The sequence below is a fragment of the Streptomyces hokutonensis genome (assembly GCF_000376565.1).
Classification (GTDB): Bacteria; Actinomycetota; Actinomycetes; order Streptomycetales; family Streptomycetaceae; genus Streptomyces; species Streptomyces hokutonensis.
Genome location: NZ_BARG01000042.1, coordinates 55147 through 71233 on the forward strand (window position 1 = coordinate 55147; position 16087 = coordinate 71233).

At 70.1% G+C, this 16087-nt stretch carries 16 protein-coding genes; 8 read left to right on the forward strand and 8 right to left on the reverse strand.

Features of this window, described 5'->3' with window-relative positions; all coding sequences use genetic code 11:
• Window positions 1-91 precede the first annotated feature (91 nt).
• A complete protein-coding gene (locus tag SSP08S_RS25105) occupies window positions 92-505 on the forward strand; it encodes a pyridoxamine 5'-phosphate oxidase family protein (RefSeq protein ID WP_019070394.1) in 414 nt (137 codons plus the stop codon).
• A 140-nt stretch (window positions 506-645) separates the two neighbouring features.
• On the opposite strand, the gene SSP08S_RS25110 is transcribed toward SSP08S_RS25105, so the two are convergent.
• Together SSP08S_RS25110 and SSP08S_RS25115 are read right to left on the reverse strand one after the other, a co-directional pair.
• Entirely contained in the window at window positions 646-981 is a 336-nt protein-coding gene (locus tag SSP08S_RS25110) for a Rieske (2Fe-2S) protein (protein ID WP_026178811.1), read from the reverse strand.
• A complete protein-coding gene (locus SSP08S_RS25115) occupies window positions 978-1199 on the reverse strand; it encodes a hypothetical protein (RefSeq protein WP_019070396.1) in 222 nt (73 codons plus the stop codon). Before SSP08S_RS25115 ends, SSP08S_RS25110 begins: the two co-directional genes overlap by 4 nt.
• A gap of 148 nt (window positions 1200-1347) precedes the next feature.
• Between SSP08S_RS25115 and SSP08S_RS25120 the strand changes: the two genes are divergently transcribed.
• Window positions 1348-2352 carry a helix-turn-helix transcriptional regulator gene (locus SSP08S_RS25120; protein ID WP_078532509.1) on the forward strand — a complete coding sequence of 335 codons (1005 nt, stop codon included), beginning with the start codon at window positions 1348-1350 and terminating at the stop codon, window positions 2350-2352.
• Window positions 2349-3332 (forward strand): helix-turn-helix transcriptional regulator, encoded by a 984-nt coding sequence (locus SSP08S_RS25125; protein ID WP_019070398.1) that lies wholly within the window; start codon window positions 2349-2351, stop codon window positions 3330-3332. The genes SSP08S_RS25120 and SSP08S_RS25125 overlap by 4 nt, the downstream gene beginning before the upstream one ends.
• Here SSP08S_RS25125 and SSP08S_RS25130 read toward each other — a convergent pair.
• Window positions 3295-4353: a helix-turn-helix transcriptional regulator gene (locus tag SSP08S_RS25130; protein WP_019070399.1), complete on the reverse strand. Its 1059-nt coding sequence runs from the start codon at window positions 4351-4353 to the stop codon at window positions 3295-3297. The genes SSP08S_RS25125 and SSP08S_RS25130 overlap by 38 nt on opposite strands.
• A 263-nt stretch (window positions 4354-4616) precedes the next feature.
• On the opposite strand from SSP08S_RS25130, the gene SSP08S_RS25135 reads away from it, so the two are divergent.
• The 5 genes from SSP08S_RS25135 (at window position 4617) to SSP08S_RS58250 (ending at window position 10477) form a co-directional block, all read left to right on the forward strand.
• Window positions 4617-6164 carry a circularly permuted type 2 ATP-grasp protein gene (locus tag SSP08S_RS25135; RefSeq protein WP_026178812.1) on the forward strand — a complete coding sequence of 516 codons (1548 nt, stop codon included), beginning with the start codon at window positions 4617-4619 and terminating at the stop codon, window positions 6162-6164.
• Window positions 6161-7093 carry an alpha-E domain-containing protein gene (locus SSP08S_RS25140; RefSeq protein ID WP_019070401.1) on the forward strand — a complete coding sequence of 311 codons (933 nt, stop codon included), beginning with the start codon at window positions 6161-6163 and terminating at the stop codon, window positions 7091-7093. Before SSP08S_RS25135 ends, SSP08S_RS25140 begins: the two co-directional genes overlap by 4 nt.
• Window position 7094: 1 nt before the next feature.
• Window positions 7095-7937 (forward strand): transglutaminase family protein, encoded by an 843-nt coding sequence (locus tag SSP08S_RS25145; RefSeq protein WP_019070402.1) that lies wholly within the window; start codon window positions 7095-7097, stop codon window positions 7935-7937.
• Between the two features lie 96 nt (window positions 7938-8033).
• Window positions 8034-8423, forward strand: a complete 390-nt coding sequence (locus SSP08S_RS25150) for an effector-associated constant component EACC1 (protein ID WP_019070403.1) — start codon at window positions 8034-8036, stop codon at window positions 8421-8423.
• Window positions 8424-8425: 2 nt separating this feature from the next.
• Window positions 8426-10477 (forward strand): caspase, EACC1-associated type, encoded by a 2052-nt coding sequence (locus SSP08S_RS58250; protein WP_051105976.1) that lies wholly within the window; start codon window positions 8426-8428, stop codon window positions 10475-10477.
• Window positions 10478-10484: 7 nt separating this feature from the next.
• Here the strand turns inward: SSP08S_RS58250 and SSP08S_RS25160 are convergent, their stop codons facing one another.
• The 5 genes from SSP08S_RS25160 to dnaK all read right to left on the reverse strand — a co-directional run bounded on the left by SSP08S_RS25160 (window position 10485) and on the right by dnaK (window position 16066).
• On the reverse strand, window positions 10485-11591 hold the full coding sequence (locus tag SSP08S_RS25160) for a sugar ABC transporter substrate-binding protein (protein WP_078532510.1): 1107 nt from the start codon (window positions 11589-11591) through the stop codon (window positions 10485-10487).
• Window positions 11592-11871: 280 nt separating this feature from the next.
• On the reverse strand, window positions 11872-12321 hold the full coding sequence (locus SSP08S_RS25165; protein ID WP_019070405.1) for a heat shock protein transcriptional repressor HspR: 450 nt from the start codon (window positions 12319-12321) through the stop codon (window positions 11872-11874).
• 5 nt (window positions 12322-12326) lie between these two features.
• Window positions 12327-13514: a molecular chaperone DnaJ gene (gene dnaJ / locus SSP08S_RS25170; protein WP_019070406.1), complete on the reverse strand. Its 1188-nt coding sequence runs from the start codon at window positions 13512-13514 to the stop codon at window positions 12327-12329.
• 48 nt (window positions 13515-13562) lie between these two features.
• Entirely contained in the window at window positions 13563-14225 is a 663-nt protein-coding gene (grpE, locus tag SSP08S_RS25175) for a nucleotide exchange factor GrpE (protein ID WP_019070407.1), read from the reverse strand.
• Window positions 14222-16066, reverse strand: a complete 1845-nt coding sequence (gene dnaK / locus SSP08S_RS25180; protein WP_019070408.1) for a molecular chaperone DnaK — start codon at window positions 16064-16066, stop codon at window positions 14222-14224. The genes grpE and dnaK overlap by 4 nt, the downstream gene beginning before the upstream one ends.
• Window positions 16067-16087: the final 21 nt, after the last annotated feature.

Consider the following 16087-nt stretch of genomic DNA (forward strand, 5'->3'; position numbering starts at 1 on the left):
TGCACGGACTGACTCGGTCAACGTGCACAAAGTTGAGTCTATTCCACTCAAGGCAGTGGCGGGGCGGATCCAGGGACTAAGTTCCGGGACCATGGCCTCCCAACCGGTCGACCCGGGCGATCCCGACCCGTCGTACCTCACCTTCTGGCAGGAACGGCATCTGTGCACCCTCACGACCCCGCGCCCCGACGGCAGCCCGCATGTGGTCCCTGTCGGAGTGACATACGACCCGCAGGCGCGGCTGGCTCGGGTGATCGCGGACAAGTCGAGCCGGAAGGTGGCGAACGTGCTGGCCGCCGGCCCGCCCGGGGCACGGGTCGCCGTGTGCCAGGTGGACGGGCGGCGCTGGGCGACGCTGGAGGGCCGGGCCTTCGTACACGCGGAGCCCGAGCGGGTCGCGGAGGCGGAGCGCCGGTACGCCGGGCGCTACGGGCGGACCCCGTCGCCGAACCCGTCACGGGTGGTGATCGAGATCGAGTTGACGCGGGCGCTGGGGCGGGGCTGAAGCGATCACTTCAGGCCACTACGGCCGGGCCCATACCCTGACATTTCGCCCAAACTGCAGCGGCGTCACCGTGTTCAGGTCACGGTGACGCCGCTGCGGGGGGAAGCACCTGAGCGATCTGTTACGACGGGGGAATCGCGTCAGGCACTGCGGGGGGTGGCTGAGATGGTCTGGACGTCGGGGGCATCCGTTTCCACCAGCCGGTGGTCTCGCTGGTCAAGATTCACAAAGATCATTCCGTACCTGATGGCACATCGGACCGGCTGCGGCGCCCCCCGAGGCCGCCGCAGACACCGGTACGCCCGTACGTCCTCGTCCTCGTCGCGGGTCACCACCACCGGCTCGCCGAACACTGTCACCATGAGCGAGTCACCGCTGTGGGGGATGGCGGTGGCCAGATCGATGAAGTGCCAGCCGGAGCGGTAGGCGGTAGCCATCTCACGTCGGAAGGACCGGTCGTCGGGTGGGGTGGTCATGCCGGAGCAACCCAGCTGCTGTCAGCCGGAGCAACCCAGGAGCTGTCGTCCGGTACGTCGGACGCCACGATCACCCAGCTGCTGTCACCGGGAACGGCTTCAGCGGTCGTGCGCCAGCTGCTGTCCCCCGCGACATCGCTCTTCGTCGCCCCGAGGCCGCTCAGCGCCCCGAAGGCCACAACGATGGAGAAGGCGGCGGCAAGCGCCGAGCGAAGCATTCTCTTATGCATAGTCGGCTTCGTCCTCATTTGAAGGTCACCTCTCCCCCGTCGACTACGACGATGGCGCATTCCGGCACGTCGTGGCCACACAATCGATGCATCATGTTCCTGCATGTTCAGGACCCTGGGGGGTGGAGATTTGCCAATGAATCAGACTAAGCGGACACATCCTCACGCACTGACCGAGTTGTGCGAGGAGGGACACCGCCTCTACGCGAACGCTCTGCGCACCGGACGCGTCGCCCGCGCGGATGTGGAGCCGGCTCCCTGCTTGATGGAGTTCGCCCTGCTTCACCCCGACCCGGACGACGCGAACTGGCTGCGCCCGGTTCCCCCCCAGATCGCGCTGGCCCAGCGGCTCAACCCGATCGAGCACGAGATCACCCAGCAGCGACGGCACTCCATAGACCTGGCCGATGCTTTCGAGCCGTTCATGGCCCTCAGCGCCCAGTCGACGGCGACCACGCACTCGATCACGGTGCTGGAGGGCATCGACCGGATCAACGCGGCACTGGATCTGGCCACCGCCCAGTGCCAGATCGAGATGCTCACCGTCCAGCCCGCCCGCCGCCGGCTGGAGCACACCCTCACCAAGGCGCTGGAGCGCGACCGGCCCCTGATCGAACGGGGCTGCCGGATCCGCACCCTGTACCAGCACCCGGCCCGGTACAACCCGGAGACGCTGGCCTACGTGGCCCAGTTCGCCGACGGGAAGGTGGAGTACCGGACCATCGACGAACTCGTCGAGCGGCTGATCATCTGCGACGAGGACGTGGCCTTCATCCCGACCCGCGACGACGGCCAGGTCGCCCTGGAACTCCGCCATCCGGGACTCGTCCGCTACCTGATCAAGGTCTTCGAGTTCATGTGGACCCGCGCGATCCCGCTGGCCACCGGCGCGCCGTACGAGACCGCCCCCGACGGCATCACGGACATCCAGCACTCCATCGCCAAACTCCTCGTCGAGGGCCACGTCGACGAGGCCATCGCACGCCGCCTGGGCATGAACGTGCGCACCTGCCGGGCCCACATCGCCAAGCTCGCCACGGCCCTGGGCAGCGGCAGCCGCGCCCAACTCGGCTTCCTCATCGCCCAGTCGGGGATGCTGAACCAGGACGACCCGGCGCAGGGAGGGGGCGGCACACCGTGACCGAGGCGCACACGCACGGCCTGGAGGACCTGTGCGCGGCCGGGACCGAGGTGTACGAACGTGCCCTGCGCGAAGGCCATGTGAGCCCCTCGGAAGCCGAACAGGCGCCCTGCCTGGTCGACTTCGGCCTGCTGACCCATGCCGTCACGGATCTGCGGAGGCTGGAGCCGATCGCCCCCGCCGTCGCCTTCCACCGGATGCTGCGGGCCATGGAGGACCGCGTCGCCGAGGAGCGACGGCGCGAGCAACGGCTGGCGGAGATGTTCGAACCGCTGATGCGGATCGACAGCAGCCGCACCGGCACGGAGCGCGTCCCGACGCTCGGCGTCCTGAGCGGACTCGACCGGATCGGCTCCGCCATCACCCAGGCGATGGCCGCCAGTTCGGGCGAGGTCCTCGCCATCCAGCCGCACATCACCCACACCGCCTACACGGCCCCCGCGTTCCACGCCGAGGCGCTGGCCCGCGACCAGGCCCTGCTGGACCGCGGCGGCCGGCTCCGCACGCTCTACCAGCACACCCTGCGCCACGCCCCGTCCGTCGTCGCGCGCTACGAGCAACTGCGCGGCGATGTCGCGGCCCGCACCCTGGACGAGATCCCGGACCGCCTCATCGTCGTCGACCGCACGGTCGCCTTCCTGCCCGCCAACGAGGACCGCACCCTCGCGCTGGAGGTCCGCCACCCCTCCCTGGTCGCCTTCTGCGCCACGGTCTTCGACCGGCTCTGGCACCTGGCCACCCCGATGCACCCGGAGACGGTCCAGCGCCCCTCGCTCAACGGCGTCAGCCCGCGCCAGCGCGCCATCGCGAGCCTGCTCGTGGAGGGCCACACCGACGCCGTGATGGCCGACCGCCTGGGCATGAACATCCGGACGGTCCGCGTCCACATAGCCAAACTCGCCGCCACCCTCGGCAGCGAGAGCCGCGCCCAGCTCGGTTACCTCATAGCGCGGTCGGGGATTCTTGATCCACCGGGGTGAGCTGAGCGGGCACGTCCGGCACGCGTGACGCGGCGCCGTCCAGGCCCACCTGGGCGATGCGGACGCCGAGTTGGGTACGGCTGGCCGCGCCGAGGGTCTCCGACAGCCGGGCGATGTGGGCGCGGCAGGTGCGGACGCTTATGCCGAGCCGTTCCGCGATCACCGCGTCCTGGTGGCCCTCCGCGAGCAGGGCGGCGATGGACTGTTCGCGGTGGGAGATGCCCTCGATGCCGGTGTCGGGCAGCGGGGCGGCGACGGGGATCGCGAGGCGCCACAGGCGGTCGAAGACCGTGACGAAGTAGTCGATGAGCGCCGGGTGGCGCAGTTCGAGCGCCATGGTGTGGTCGGCGTTGGCGGGGATGAAGGCGACCGTGCGGTCGAAGAGGATGAGGCGGTCCACGACCTCGTCGAGGGTGCGTGCCTCGACCGCGTCGCCCATCAACTCCAGGTAGTTCAGCAGGCCCTGGCCGTGCCGGGCGACATGGGTGTACAGGTCGCGCATCCGCACCCCGCGCGAGCGCAGGGCCAGGGCGCGGTGCAGGCCCTCGGTGAGTTCGGGTTCGCGGCGGATGCCGCCGGGCTGGACGGTGAGAACCTCGCCGGTACACGCCTCGGTCGCGTCGTCCATCGCCGCCTGGATCCGGGCGAGCCCGTCCAGGACGCGGATCGCGGCGCCCTCCAGGGCCCCCGACGCCGGCGCGGACGCCTCGATACGGCGGCTCAGACCGGCGTACCGCTCGAAGGCGTCGACCGCCGAACCCACCCGCCGGTGACTCTCGCTGACCTCGTCGTAGACCCCGCGCAGCAGCCGGGTCATGACCTCCTGCGGGGAGGTCGGCACCAGCCAGTCCATGTCGTCGGGGTCGGGGTGGAGGAGGGCGAGCTCCAGCAGACACGGCACCGGTTCGGCGTCCGTGCGCGGTACCCGGCCCCGCCGTACGGCCCGGGAGTACACGAGGTCCCCGGCGTCGCAGAGTCGGTCAGCACCGTGTGGATGCGCGTCCGTCCCGTGCCCGGTCATTGCCCATCCCACCCCCGGTTCCCGGCTCTTTGCAGCGCAACTATGCGCGGACCAGACCTGCTCCGCAACACGGCTCCCGCTCGAACGCGCCCCGAAAACCACCGATATCGCCCACTATCTCCCCGCCTCCGCGCGTCGCCTTGCAACAAGCTGGGGGGGTACCCGGCCCCGGCCGCCGGCCGCTTCGCCGTATCACTTTCCGCGTGAGCTGCCGGAAATCACTCAGAGATCGCTGTGTTACGTACCGCACTTAACGTCCCCTCATGGCGGACATATTTGACGCATACGCATTGGCCGATGCGTGGGACGAGATGTTTGTGCGGCCGGGTGAGGTCAGAACCGCCTACGAGCCGGTACTGGCGGCACTCCAGCCGATCGAGCCGAGTGAACTGCGCTTCCGCGCGGACCAGATGGCCCGCGCGTTCACCGACCGAGGGGTGACCTACGCCTTCGCGGGCGAGGAACGGCCCTGGCCACTGGACCTGGTGCCGAGGATCATCGACGCGCTGGAGTGGGATCTCATCCAGCGCGGGGTGGCGCAACGGGTGCGGGCCCTGGAGGCCTATCTCTCCGACGCCTACTCGCACTGCCGCGCCTTCGAGGACGGGGTGGTGCCCTGGCGGCTGCTCCTCAACTCGGCTCATTTCCATCGGGCCGCGCAAGGGGTCGAGCCACCGGGCGGGGTCCGCATCCATGTCGCCGGCATCGACCTCGTGCGCGACGAGGCCGGGGAGTTCCGGGTCCTGGAGGACAACGTGCGGGTCCCCAGCGGGGTTTCGTACGTCATCGAGAACCGCAGAGCGATGACCCGGATCTTCCCGTCGCTCTTCGCCGAGCAGCACGTGGTGCCCGTAGACGGCTACGCGGGACGGCTCCTCGCCGCACTGCGGGCCGCCGCGCCCGCCGGCACGACGGACCCCAGGGTCGTGGTCCTCACTCCGGGCCCCAGCAACGCCGCCTACTTCGAACACGCCCTGCTGGCACGGCTGATGGGCGTCCAGCTGGTCGAGGGCCACGACCTGGTCTGCCGCAACAACCGCGTGTGGATGCGGACCACCCGCGGCGAGGTGCCCGTCCATGTCGTATACCGGCGCCTCGACGACGACTTCCTCGACCCGCTGCACTTCCGCCCCGACTCGGTGATCGGCTGCCCGGGCATCATGAACGCCGCCCAGGCCGGGAACGTCACACTCGCGAACGCGGTCGGCAACGGCATCGCGGACGACAAGCTCCTCTACACCTACGTCCCCGACCTCATCCGCTACTACCTCTCCGAGGAACCGATTCTCCCCAACGTGGAGTCCTACCGGCCCGACGAGCCGGGCCAGTTGGAGGCGGTCCTCGACCAGATCGACCAGCTGGTCGTCAAACCGGTGGATGGCGCAGGCGGCATGGGCATCGTCATCGGCCCCAAGGCCGACGCGAAGACCCTCGAACGCACTCGCAAAGCCGTCGCCGCCGACCCGCGCGGCTGGATCGCCCAGCGCCCCGTCGCCCTCTCCACCTCCCCCACCCTCGCGGGTGAACGCATGGCACCCCGCCACATCGACCTACGGCCCTTCGCCGTCAACGACGGCACCGACGTCTGGGTCCTCCCCGGCGGCCTCACCCGCGTCGCCCTCCAGGAGGGCAACCTGATCGTCAACTCCAGCCAGGGCGGCGGCTCCAAGGACACCTGGGTACTCGCCGAGGGCCCCACCGAACAGCCCGCCACGCTGACCGCGGAGGGCGAACTGCCCGAGGTGGCACCCCGCCAGCTCGGCCCCGACGGCAACCCCACGGTCGTACAGGAAGGGGCGCAGCAGCAGTGAACGACGTGATCCTCTCCCGGATAGCCGAGGCCCTGACGTGGACGGGCCGTTACGTCGAGCGCGCGGACGCCACCGGGCGCATCCTCGACGCGTATCTGCACCGTCTGCTGGAGGACCCCTGGCGCGACGAGGACGTGGCCTGCCGGTCGCTGTACGCGATCCTCGGGGTCGACGCGGGCGGTGAACGCGTCGACATGCAGCAGGTGTTGGACCAGCTCGCCTTCGACGCCCGCTCGACGTGCTCCATCGAAGGCGCCCTGGGCGCGGCCCGGCTGAACGCCCGCAGCGCCCGCGAGGCGGTCTCGTCCGAGATGTGGGAGTGCCTCAACTCCACCTGGCACGCCCTGGCCGACCAGCGCCTCGCGGCCCGCCGTACCGGCCCCTACGCCTATCTCGAACTCGTGCGCAGACGCGCCGCGTTGTTCTTCGGCCTCGCCGACTCCACGATGAGCCGCGACGACAGCTGGCGTTTCGTCGTCCTGGGCCGGAGTCTTGAGCGGGTGGACATGACCGTACGACTGCTGTCGGTACGGGTGTTGGACGCGGCCCACGCGCCCGACTGGCCGACACTGCTGAGCGCCTCGGGCGCCGACGAGGCGTACGCGCGCGTCTACGGCGGCTTCGGCGACACCCCGCGCGTGGCCGAATTCCTGCTCCTGGACCGGGACTTCCCCCGCTCCGCACTCCACGCGCTCACGACGGCCGAGGAGTGCCTCACCGCACTCGGCCGCCAGCGCCAGGACCCCGCGCGCCGCCCCATCGGCCGGCTCCGCACCCGCCTCGAATACCTGGACTCGCACGCCCTGGAAGAACAACTCCCCGCACTCCTCAAGGACTTGCAGCACGCCTGCATGGCCTCGGCGGAGGCCGTCGCGGAACTGTTCTTCCCGTACCAGGGGCCCGTCGAGTGGGCCCAGGAAGGAGCCTGAGATGACCCGTAGGCTTCGCATCCGCCACACCACCCGCGTGTCGTACGCCCAGGCGGCCGTCTCCTCCCACAACGAGGTGCGGATGACCCCGCTGACGCTGCCCGGCCAGACCACGCTGGACGCGCGCGTCACCGTGAACCCCACGACACCCACCTGGTCGTACTGGGACTACTGGGGCACCCAGGTCACCGGCTTCGACCTGATGGACCCCCACGCCGACCTCACGATCACCGCTTCGAGCCTCGTCGAGACCTCACCGCCGGACGCGCTGGGCCCCGCGCCCACCTGGGAGGAGGTCACCGAACGGACCACGAACTCCCGCCTGTTGGAGTTCATCGGCCCCACCGTCCGTACGACCGTCCCGCCCAGGCTGCTGAAGAAGGCGCGCAAGGCGGCCGCAGGACTCGATCCGCACGGGACGGCCGTCGCGGTCTCCGCGCTGGTCGCCGACCGGGTGGCCTACCTCCCCGGCGTCACCGGAGTGAACACCTCCGCCGCCGAGGCCTGGGAGCAGGGCGCCGGTGTCTGCCAGGACATCGCGCACGTCACCATCGCGCTGCTGCGGGGGCTCGGGCTGCCCACGCGCTATGTCTCCGGCTATCTGCACCCCGAGCGGGAGGCCGAGTTGCACCGCCCGGTGGCCGGCCAGAGCCACGCGTGGATCGAGTACTGGGCCGGCGACTGGTGCGGCTACGACCCGACGAACCGGACCCGCCCGGACGAGTCCCATGTGGTCGTCGGACGCGGGCGCGACTACGACGACGTGACCCCGCACAAGGGGATCTACCGGGGGGTCGCGGGCGGACCGCCGGAGGTGACGGTGGAGTTCACGCGCGTGGCATGACGGACGTCAAGTGTGCGGTGCTTGTTCCGACTTCGTGGAATTTCCCCCGGCCGACGCCCCGAGTCACCACACTTGGGTACACGGGGGAGGTGTGCCATGGAGGTACTGCTGGGACTGGCTCCGGACGGCGCCGCGGACCAGGAGGAGGCGGAGCGGTTCGTGGGCCGGCTGCGGGCCGAGCTCCGCGGGCTCGACATCGACGTGCTGCGCGTGCACGCGTCGGCGTCCGGCGACGTGCCGCCCGAAGGGGCCAAGGCGGTCGACCCGGTGACCGTCGGGGCCGTGGTACTGGCTCTGAGCGCCTCGGGCGGGGTCCTGCCCATGCTCGTCGAGACCCTGCGGGACTGGCTCGGCCGGCAGTCCGCCCGGCACCGCGTCTCGGTCACCATCGACGGCGACACCATCGAACTGGAACGGGCCTCCGCCGACGAACGCCGGGAACTGGTCGAGGCGTTCGTCGGCCGGCACGGAACGGACGCCGAGTAGCCGTGGGACGGAAACTGGCCCTCCTGATCGCCAACTACACCTACGACGACGAGGGGTTGCGCCGGCTGACCGCGCCCGCGCACGACGCGGAGGCGCTCGCCGACGTCCTGCGCGACCCGAACATCGCCGGGTTCGACGTCACGGTCCTCGTCAACGAACCCCACCACCGCATCGGCGAGGCACTCGGCGCGTTCTTCCACGGCCGCCGCCACGACGACCTCACCCTGCTGTACTTCACCGGCCACGGCCTCAAGGACGACGAGGGCCGGCTCCACCTCGCCGCGGCCAACACCCGCCGCGACAACCTCCTGTTCACCTCACTGCCCGCCGAACAGATCGACCGGGCCATGAGCGGCTGCATGTCACGCCGCCAGGTACTGATCCTCGACTGCTGCTACAGCGGCGCCTTCCCCGCGACCGCCCGGCTCACCAAGGGCGACGCCGACGTGCACACCCTGGAGCGGTTCCAGGGCCGCGGCCGTACGGTGCTCACCGCCTCCGACGCCACCCAGTACTCCTTCGAGGGCGACCGGGTCAGCGGCAGCGCCCCGCAGTCCGTCTTCACCCGCCATCTGGTGCAGGGCCTGCGCGACGGCGGCGCCGACCTCGACGGGGACGGCGACATCACCCTCGACGAGCTGTACTCCTACGTCCACGACCGGGTCGTGGCCGAACTGCCGCACCAGCGGCCCAAGAAACAGGAGAACGTCGAGGGCCGTATCGTCATCGCCCGCAACGTCAACTGGGCGCTGCCCGCGCAGATCCGGGTCGCGCTGGACAGCCCGATCGCCCTGGTACGGCTCGGCGCGGTGGAGCCGCTCGCCCATCTGCGCCGATTCGGCAACGCGACGGTGCGCCGGCGCGCGGAGGAGGAACTCCGGCGCCTGACGGAGGACGACAGCCGCAGCGTGTCGGGCGCGGCGGCGTCGCAACTCGGGGACGGGCCGGCCGCTCTCGGGGACGGACCGGCCGCCGAGCATCCGGAACCGCCGGTCGCGGCGCCGACTCCCGCCCCCGCGAAGGCCGTTCCCCCGCCGGTCCCCGCGCCCGCGCCAACTCCGGCCCCCGTCAAGGACGTTCCCGCGCGGCCCGGCACCGAGTTGTGGAGCTTCCAGACCGACAACTGCGTGCGGTCCACGCCGACCGTGGTGGACGGGGTGGTGTACGTGGGCGGCGACGGCGGCTCCCTGCACGCCGTGGACGCGGCCACCGGGCGGCGGCGCTGGAGCCGCGCGCTCAACGGCGGCCCCGTACGGTCGGCCCCGGCGGTCCGCGGCGATCTCGTGTACACCACCGCGGGCCGGGCGCTCTACGCGACCGACAGGGGCACCGGACAGGGACGCTGGGAGTTCGCCGAGAGGAGGCTCGGCGCGTCCGCGACGGTGGGAGTCCTCGACGACCGGGTGTGCGTCGGCAACAGCGGCACGCTGTACGTGCTGGACGCCGACGGCGGAACCCCGCACTGGCGTTACTCCGTCGGCATGACGACGCTCAAGTGGGTCGCGATGGACGGTTCGCTGGCGATCGTCGGCAACGAGGGCAACCACGTGTACGCCCTCGACGCCCTCGTCCGGCGCAAGAAGTGGGGCACCCGCGTCGCCTACAGCCCTGTCTCCGGCCCCTCCGCCCTCTCCGACGGAACCCTCTACATCGGCAACGAGCGCGGCGAACTGCACGCCCTCGACACCTCGAACGGGCAGCGGAAGTGGCGCCACGACACCGGCAGCCCCATCCGTTCCGCCCCCGCGGTCGCCGACGGCACGGTCTACGTGGGAAACGACGACGGGCGCCTGTACGCCCTCGACGCGGCCACCGGCGAGGTCAGGTGGCGCTTCACGGCCATGGGCCCGGTCCGCACCACCCCGGCGGTCACCGGCACCACCGTCCACTTCGGCAGCGACGACGGCAGCGTCTACGCCGTGGATGTCACCACCGGCCGGGAGCGCTGGCGCTTCCCGACCGGAGGGCCCGTGGCCTCCTCGCCCGTCGTCGCCGACGGAGTGCTGTACGTGGGCAGCGACGACACCCGGCTCTACGCCGTCGCCGCCGGCTGAACCGGGGCTACTTCAGCCCGGCCGCCTCGCACGCCGTCTTGTACTTGGTGGTGCAGATGTCGGAGATCTTGTAGATGCCGTCCGCGACCACCGTCGAGTTGATGTTGTCCTTCGTCAGCGCGACCACGGACACCAACTGCGAGGGGATCTTCTTGTTGGTGGGGCTGTCCACCGAGTCACGGGTGAGGGCGTCGAACTCGATGTCCCTGCCCTGGACCTTGGCGACCGCGATCTTCGCGGCGGCCTCGGCCAGGTCGGGGTAGGGCTTGTAGACGCTCATGTACTGCTCGCCGGTCACGATCCGCTGCACGGCGGTGAGTTCGGCGTCCTGGCCGGTGATGGGCGGCATCTTCGTCACGCCCGCGTTCTGCAGGGCCTTGATGATGCCGCCGGCCATCGCGTCGTTGGCGGAGTACACCGCGGCGATGTTGTCCTTGCCGAGCTTGTCGATCGCCTTGGTCATCTCCGACTGGGCGATGGCCGGGTCCCACTTGTCGGTGTTGTAGCTCGCGGCGACCGTCACCTTGCCCTGCAGCTCGGACAGCGCCCCCGCCTTGAACACCCCGGCGTTGGGGTCGGTCGGCGAGCCGTTGATCATGACGACCTTGTCGGAGGTGTCCACGTTGCTGCCGAGCGCCTCGACCAGGGAGCGGCCCTGCACCTCGCCGACGAGTTCGCCGTCGAAGGAGACGTACGCGTCGATCGGCCCCTCGGCCAGGCGGTCGTAGGCGATGACCGGGATGCCGGCGGCCTTGGCCTTCTTCACCATGGGCAGGATGAGGTGCGAGTCGACGGCGTCGAGCACGATGATGTCGACCTTCTGGTTGATCATCGCCTGCATCTGCTTGTCCTGGACGCTCGCGTCGCCGCCGGCGTTCTGGTACTCGGCCTTGCCCTTCTTGTCGGTGAGTTCGCTGATCGTCGACTTCATGATCGGGAAGTCGAACTCCGCGTACCGCGTGTTCGTCTTCTCCGGCATCAGGACGCCCACCGTGATGTCGTTGCCCTTGGCCGGGGTGGCGTCCGAGCTGCTCCCCGACGAGGAGAGCACGCCACAGGCGGCCAGGGGCAGGGCCAGCGAGGACGCGGCCACGGATATGGCGATACGACGCATTGGTGAGCTCACTTCTGGTGCCGTCCGGACGTGGGCGCAGCATTGCAACCCAGGTGACTGAAAAGCCAACGCGGCTGCGGCCGTCGGCGTCAAGCGGAACTACTTAACGAGATGGCAACACCACGTTCCGTTTGGTATGTGGAGACGTTGCGGAATCCCATCCAAACGCTCTTTACCGACCCTCCACTCAACGGGAGTTCATGAGTGGGCAAAGATCGCACAACCGGGAAGGGGCCCGGAGGCGGGTGAGCCTCCGGGCCCCTTCACAGGTGAAGGTGCGTCAGTCCGAGGACTGCCGCTTCGGCCGCCACACCACCAGCGCGCTGGTCTGCTGGACCTCCTGGTACGGGACCAGGTCCCGGCGGTAGGAGGCGTGCACGGCGGCCTCGCGCTGCTGGATCGCCGCCGCCGCTCCGTCGACCGCCGCCTGGAGTTCGGCGACGCGCTGCTGGAGCGCCACGACCTGGTTCTCCAGCTCGATGATGCGCTTGATGCCGGCCAGGTTGATGCCCTCGGTCTGCGACAACTGCTGGACGGTGCGCAGCAGTTCGATGTCGCGGGCCGAGTAGCGCCGGCCGCGCCCGGCCGTGCGGTCCGGGGAGACCAGGCCGAGGCGGTCGTACTGGCGCAGCGTCTGCGGGTGCAGGCCGGAGAGCTGGGCCGCCACCGAGATGACGTAGACCGGGGTCTCCTCGGTCAGCTCGTACGGGTTGCGTCGACGGCCGTCCATCTCTCTCATGCTCCCTTCGCGGCCTGGAACAGCTCCGCCCGCGGGTCCTCACCCGCGGTGGCCTCTCTGTACGCCTCAAGCGCGTCACGAGCATTCCCCGTGACGTCCTTGGGGACACTCACCTCGACGGTCACGAGAAGGTCTCCCCGGGTGCCGTCCTTGCGGAAGGCGCCCTTGCCGCGGGCCCGCATGGTGCGGCCGTTGGGCGTGCCCGGCGGCAGCTTCAGCGTCACCGGGGGTCCGCCCAGGGTGGGCACCCTGACCTCGCCGCCCAGCGCCGCCTCGGCGAACGTCACCGGGACCGTCACCGTGAGGTTGTCTTCCTTGCGGCCGAACACCGGATGCGCGTCGACATGCACCATGACGTACAAGTCGCCCGCGGGACCGCCCCGTTCACCCGGAGCGCCCTTGCCGCGCAGCCGGATGCGCTGGCCGTCGGTGACCCCCGCGGGGATCCGGACCTGCATGGTCCGCGAGGACTTGGCGCGCCCGCTGCCCTTGCACTCGGCGCACGGATGCTCGGCGATCAGGCCCCGGCCCTTGCAGTCCGGGCACGGGTCCGTGAGCGAGAAACCGCCGCCGGAGCCGCGCGCCACCTGGCCGGTGCCGACGCAGGTCGGGCACACGCGCGGTGTGCCGTTCTTGTCGCCGGTGCCCGAACAGGCCTTGCAGGGCTGCTGCGAGGACATCCGCAGCGGGACCGTGGCCCCTTCGATGGCCTCCGTGAAGCTGAGCGTGACCTCGGACTCGATGTCCTGGCCGCGCCTGGGCTGGGTCCGGGTCGTGCCCGCGCCGCCCCGGTTGAACAAGCCGCCGAACACGTCCCCGATCCCGCCGCCGAATCCGCCGGCACCCCCGGCGCCGCCGCCCTGCGCACCGCCTCCGAAGAGGTCGCCCAGGTCGAAGTTGAAGTTGCCGGCGCCCGCGCCGCCCGGCCCCGGGCGGAAGCCGCCGTTGCCGAACAGCGCGCGGGCGTCGTCGTACTCCTTGCGCTTCTTGGGGTCACCGAGGATGTCGTTGGCCTCGGAGATCTCCTTGAAGCGCTCCTCGGCCTTGGCGTTGCCCTTGTTGGCGTCCGGGTGGAACTCGCGGGCGAGCTTGCGGTACGCCTTCTTGATCTCGGCCTCGGTGGCGTCCTTGGGCACGCCGAGGACCTTGTAGTAGTCCTTCTCGATGAAGTCCTTGGTGCTCATCCTCGACGTCCCTCCTTCCGCCCGGTGTCTGCCCGCCCGGTGTGTGCGTCAGCCCTCCTCAGGGCCGTTGTCCTTCTCGTCGCCGGCCTCGGACTCGTCCTCGGCCTTGACCGCCTGCGCACCGGGCTGCGGTTCGGCCACGGCCACCCGCGCGGGGCGGATGGTGCGCTCGCCGATGCGATACCCGGGCTGCAGGATCGCCACGCAGGTCGTCTCGGTGACGTCCGGCGCGTACGAGTGCATCAGGGCCTCGTGGATCGTCGGGTCGAAGGGCTCGCCCTCCTTGCCGAACTGCTGCAGTCCCATCTTCGCGGCGACGGTCTCCAGTGACTCCGCCACGGACTTGAAACCGCCGACGAGTTCACCGTGTTCCCGCGCGCGGCCGATGTCGTCGAGGGTGGGCATCAGCTCGGTCAGGAGGTTCGCGACGGCGATCTCCTTGACCGTGACCCGGTCCCGCTCGACCCGGCGGCGGTAGTTCTGGAACTCGGCCTGGAGCCGCTGGAGGTCCGCGGTGCGCTCTTCGAGCGCCTTGCGCACCTGGTCCAACTGGGCCGTCAGACCGGCGATCTGTGCACTTGATGCGTCCCCGGCCGGGGCCGCCCCCTCTCCCGTGGAGGAGGAGGCGGCGGCCTGCGGCTCGGCGTCGTCGGGGGTGGCGCCGGAGGGGACGTCGGGCTTCTCTTCGAAGCCCGGGGTCTCCTCCGTCACGCGGCACCGTCCTTGCGCTCGTCGTCCACGATCTCGGCGTCCACCACGTCGTCGTCCGCCTTGGGCGCCTCGGCACCCGGGGCGTCGCCGCCCGCGGCCTGGGAGGCCTGGGCGTCGGCGTACATGGCCTGGCCGACCTTCTGGGAGACCGCGGCGACCTTCTCGGTGGCGGTGCGGATCTCGGCGGTGTCCTCGCCCTTGAGCGCGGCCTTCAGCTCCTCGACGGCGGCCTCGACCTCGGTCTTGACCTCGCCGGGGACCTTGTCCTCGTTGTCCTTGAGGAACTTCTCCGTCTGGTAGACGAGCTGCTCGCCCTGGTTGCGGGACTCGGCGGCCTCGCGGCGGCGGTGGTCCTCGTCCGCGTACTGCTCGGCCTCCTGGCGCATGCGGTCGACCTCGTCCTTCGGCAGCGAGGAGCCGCCGGTGACGGTCATCTTCTGCTCCTTGCCCGTGCCCAGGTCCTTCGCGGTCACGTGCATGATGCCGTTGGCGTCGATGTCGAAGGAGACCTCGATCTGCGGGACACCGCGCGGGGCCGGCGGCAGACCGGTCAGCTCGAACATCCCGAGCTTCTTGTTGTACGCCGCGATCTCGCGCTCGCCCTGGTAGACCTGGATCTGGACGGAGGGCTGGTTGTCCTCGGCGGTGGTGAAGATCTCGGACCGCTTGGTCGGGATCGTCGTGTTCCGCTCGATCAGCTTGGTCATGATGCCGCCCTTGGTCTCGATGCCGAGGGACAGCGGGGTGACGTCGAGGAGCAGGACGTCCTTGACCTCGCCCTTGAGGACACCGGCCTGGAGGGACGCGCCGATGGCGACGACCTCGTCCGGGTTGACGCCCTTGTTGGCGTCCTTGCCACCGGTCAGCTCGCGCACCAGCTCGGCGACGGCGGGCATACGGGTGGAGCCACCGACGAGGACGACGTGGTCGATCTCGTTGATGGAGATGCCGGCGTCCTTGATGACGTTGTGGAACGGCGTCTTGCAGCGCTCCAGCAGGTCGGCCGTCAGCTGCTGGAACTGGGCGCGGGTGAGCTTCTCGTCCAGGTGCAGCGGGCCCTCGGCGGAGGCCGTGATGTAGGGCAGGTTGATCGAGGTCTCGGTGGAGCTGGACAGCTCGATCTTGGCCTTCTCGGCGGCCTCACGCAGACGCTGGAGGGCCATCTTGTCCTTGCCCAGGTCCACGCCGTGGCCCGCGGCGAACTGCTTCACCAGGTAGTCGACGACCCGCTGGTCCCAGTCGTCACCACCGAGGTGGTTGTCGCCGTTGGTGGCCTTCACCTCGACGACGCCGTCACCGATCTCCAGGAGGGACACGTCGAAGGTGCCGCCGCCGAGGTCGAAGACGAGGATCGTCTGGTCGTCCTTGTCGAGCCCGTACGCCAGCGCGGCGGCCGTCGGCTCGTTCACGATGCGCAGGACGTTCAGGCCCGCGATCTCGCCGGCCTCCTTCGTCGCCTGGCGCTCGGAGTCGTTGAAGTAGGCCGGGACGGTGATGACCGCGTCCGTGACCTTCTCGCCCAGGTAGGCCTCGGCGTCGCGCTTCAGCTTCTGCAGGATGAAGGCGCTCATCTGCTGCGGGTTGAAGTGCTTCCCGTCGAGCTCGATCTTCCAGTCCGTGCCCATGTGGCGCTTCACGGAGCGGATGGTCCGGTCCACGTTCGTGACCGCCTGGCGCTTGGCGACCTCGCCGACGAGCACTTCGCCGTTCTTGGCGAAGGCGACGACGGACGGCGTGGTCCTGGCGCCCTCTGCGTTGGTGATGACGGTGGGCTCGCCGCCTTCAAGAACGCTGACGACGGAGTTAGTCGTGCCCAGGTCGATGCCGACCGCACGTGCCATGGTTGATTCCTCCAGCAATGA